Origin of the sequence: Methylobacterium sp. WL18 (assembly GCF_008040015.1) — a bacterium.
Taxonomy (GTDB): Bacteria; Pseudomonadota; Alphaproteobacteria; order Rhizobiales; family Beijerinckiaceae; genus Methylobacterium; species Methylobacterium mesophilicum.
The window spans coordinates 1-2,478 of record NZ_VRVD01000674.1 but is presented as its reverse complement, the minus strand read 5'-3'; the positions used below and the strand labels follow the sequence as shown (position 1 = coordinate 2,478).

General features: G+C 69.1%; 3 protein-coding genes. All 3 read right to left on the bottom strand.

Annotation, left to right across the window (positions count from 1 at the left end; genetic code table 11):
• Positions 1 to 13: 13 nt before the first annotated feature.
• Positions 14 to 1,537, bottom strand: a complete 1,524-nt coding sequence (locus FV228_RS26810) for an IS66 family transposase (protein WP_147857301.1) — start codon at positions 1,535 to 1,537, stop codon at positions 14 to 16.
• 68 nt (positions 1,538 to 1,605) lie between these two features.
• Entirely contained in the window at positions 1,606 to 1,962 is a 357-nt protein-coding gene (tnpB, locus tag FV228_RS26805; protein WP_147857300.1) for an IS66 family insertion sequence element accessory protein TnpB, read from the bottom strand.
• A complete protein-coding gene (locus tag FV228_RS26800) occupies positions 1,959 to 2,354 on the bottom strand; it encodes a transposase (protein ID WP_281406537.1) in 396 nt (131 codons plus the stop codon). Before FV228_RS26800 ends, tnpB begins: the two co-directional genes overlap by 4 nt.
• Positions 2,355 to 2,478 lie beyond the last annotated feature (124 nt).

Sequence of the window (2,478 nt, the reverse complement as noted above, 5' to 3'; positions counted from 1 at the left end):
GTAAGCGCTGTTTTCAGGCCACGGCTCTGAGGGCTGGCATGGCCGGGTAGGCCCATGGCAGCAGATCGTCGAGATGGCGCTGCGGGTGGCCCTCGACGATGCGGGTGATGACGTCGGCGAGGTAGGCGTGTGGCTCGACGCCGACGAGCTTGCAGGTCTCGATCAACGAGGCGATCACCGCCCAATGCTGGCCGCCGCCGTCCGAGCCGGCGAATAGGGCATTCTTGCGGTTCAAGGCCAGGGGTCGGATCGCGCGTTCGACGATATTGGAGTCGATCTCGACCCGGCCGTCGTCGAGGAACAGGCTCAAGCCGGCCCAGCGCGACAGAGCGTAGCGGATCGCATCGGCGAGTCTGCTCTTGCGGCTGACCAGGCCGAGCTTCTCGCGCAGCCACGGCTCCAGCGCCTCGATCACCGGCCGGCTTCGCTCCTGACGCACGGCGCGCCGCTCGTCGGCCGGGCAACCACGAATCTCGGCCTCGACCCGGTAGAGCGCAGCGATGCGCGCCAGCACCTCGGTGGCGATCGGCGAGGCGGCGGCGAGTTCGTAGAAGGCGCGACGGACATGGCTCCAGCAATAGGCCAGCCGCACCGCGCCGCCTTTGGCCAGCACCTCGTAGGCCGCATAGCCATCGACCTGCAGCACGCCTTCAAACCCGGCCAGATGCGCAATCGGCCGGCCGGCGGTGCGGTCGGGGGCGTAGACGTAGGCGACACCGGGTGGATCGGATCCGCCCCAGGGTCGGTCGTCACGGGCGTAGGCCCAGAGCTGGCCGGTCTTGGTGCGCCCGCGTCCGGGATCGAGCACCGGTGCCGTGGTCTCGTCGGCGAACAGCTTGCCCGAGCGCTTCAGCGTCTCCAGCAACCGCTCGTGCACCGGCCGGAGCAGGAAGGCGGCGCGTCCGACCCAGTCGGCGAGTGTCGAACGGTCGAGAACGACGCCCTGACGGGCAAAGATCTGCGCCTGGCGGTAGAGCGGCAGGTGGTCGGCGTATTTGGAGACGAGCACCTGCGCGACCAGGGCGTCGGTCGGCAGGCCGCCCTCGATCAGCCGGGGCGGTGCCGGGGCCTGCGCAAAGGCGTCCTCGCAGGCCCGACAGGCGTAACGCGGGCGTCGGATCACCAACACCCGGAACTGCGCCGGTACCACGTCGAGGCGCTCGGACACGTCCTCGCCGATCTTGTGCAGGGCGCCCGAGCAGCACGGGCAGGCGGTGCTGTCGATGTCGACGAAGGTCTCGACCCGCGGCAGGTGGGCCGGCAGTGCCCCGCGGTTGGTGCGGCGCTTGACGACCCGGGCAGCCTTCTTGGCCGGCTCGGCCTCCTCGGCAGCAAAACCCGCGGCCTCGACCTGCTCGGCCTCCTCCAGCCCGAGTAGGAGCTGGTCTTCGGGCAGGGTCTCGGCCCGGCGTCCGAAGCGGTGGCGCTGCATCGCTAGGATGATCTGGCGCAGCCGCTCGTTCTCGGCCTGCGCCTCGACGAGCTGCGCCTTGAGCGTCTCAAGATCGTCGGATAGGGGTGAAGAAGGCTTGGCCACGAAGCAGATTAAATCATATCTGCCAGCGCCTTACCACAGTCCGGGAGCAGCCCGAGCCGCCTTTTTGCTTACCCTGCGACCGCCGGAGCGATGACCGTGCGAGCCAAGTGAACACGCTTCCAGTCGAGCCCTTCGAGCAGGGCCGCGAGTTGCGCCGCCGTGAGGCGTACGACGCCATCCTCGATCTTCGGCCAGCAGAACTGACCGGTCTCCAGGCGCTTGGTCGCCAAGACCACCCCGCTCCCGTCCCAGAACAGAAGTTTGGCCCTGTCGGCGCGCTTCGAGCGGAACACGTAGACCGTGCCGGAGAACGGATCCGCGCCCATCGCATCCCGCACCAGGGCGGCCAACCCGTCCATGCCCTTGCGGAAGTCCACCGGCCGCGTGGCCATCATCACGCGCACCATGCCGGACGGCCCAATCATGCCGTGGCCTTCAGCGCTCGGATCACCGCCGCGATCTGAGCCTCGCCCGCATCCGGCCCGACGCGCACCGCGACGCCGGAGATCTCCAGCTCGATCCCGGCGGCCGGCTTGTAACGTCGCGCACGTCGAGACCGCTTCGCAGGAGCAGCGAGCGGCGCGGGCGTCGGTTCCGCGATAACCGCGGGGATGAATCCCATCGCTGTGGAGAGCCGCTCGACCTCAAGCGCGCGCCGCGCCTCCCGCCGCCAGCCGAACACCTGTTGCGGTGTGAGCCCATGGCGACGGGCCACCACTGACACGACCGCGCCGGGCAGGAGCGTCTCATCCAGGACCGCGGCCTTGGCGTCGGCCGACCAGACCCGCCGACCACCCGCGCCGTTGATGACCTCCAGCCGCCTCGGCTCAAACCTACGCTCAAGTCCAGACACAAGCCGATCCCCACGCCCCCCCGGCAATGGCCATCAGCATCCAAACTCGTCATGCCAACCGAAAGAGCGGCCCCAGACACCGCTTACG

Bases quoted from the DNA above. Each gene is read 5' to 3' on its own strand.
- tnpB (WP_147857300.1), bottom strand. From the start codon at position 1,962: ATGATTGGGCCGTCCGGCATGGTGCGCGTGATGATGGCCACGCGGCCG.